This is a genomic window from Micromonospora globispora, assembly GCF_003857015.1.
GTDB classification, from domain to species: Bacteria; Actinomycetota; Actinomycetes; order Mycobacteriales; family Micromonosporaceae; genus Micromonospora; species Micromonospora globispora.
The window spans coordinates 1-592 of sequence record NZ_QGGF01000178.1; the positions used below are offsets into that span (position 1 = coordinate 1).

The following is a 592-nucleotide window of genomic DNA, read 5'->3' on the forward strand; positions in this document are numbered from 1 at the left end:
GGCGCACGCCCGCGCCGGGCACACCGGGCGAGGACCGGCCCGGCCGGCGGGTTAGCGTCGCGGGCATGACCCGCACCCTGCCCGCGCCGGCGCCCGTACCCACCCGGCACCACCGGGGACGTGCCCAGATCGGCGCGGTCGGGCTGGTGCTCGGCGGGGCACTGTCGGTGCAGTTCGGGTCGGCGGTCGCCGCGCTGCTCTTCCCTCGTACCGGGATCGCCGGGGCGGTGACGCTCCGGCTGACCATCGGCGCGCTGCTGATGCTCGTCGTGTGCCGGCCGCGGCTGCGGGGACACGGGCGGGCCGACTGGCTGGCGGTGGTCGCGTTCGGGTTCGCCCTGGCCGGAATGAACTCGATCTTCTACCAGGCCATCGGGCGGATCCCGCTCGGTCCCGCGGTCACCCTCGAGGTGCTGGGGCCGCTCGCGCTGTCGGTCCTCACCGCCCGCCGGCTGGCGGCCTGGTGCTGGGCCGGCCTGGCCCTGGCCGGGGTGGCTCTGCTCGGTCAGGGCGGCTTCGACCGGCTCAACCCGCTCGGCGCCGCCCTCGCGCTCGCCGCGGGCGCGATGTGGGCCGCGTACATCGTCTGCTC

1 protein-coding gene is annotated in these 592 nt (G+C 77.0%); it reads left to right on the top strand.

Going from position 1 to position 592, the window contains the following annotated elements; all coding sequences use genetic code 11:
- Nucleotides 1-65: 65 nt before the first annotated feature.
- A partial coding sequence (locus DKL51_RS06790) for an EamA family transporter (protein ID WP_369008543.1) occupies nt 66-592 on the top strand: 527 nt, incomplete at its 3' end.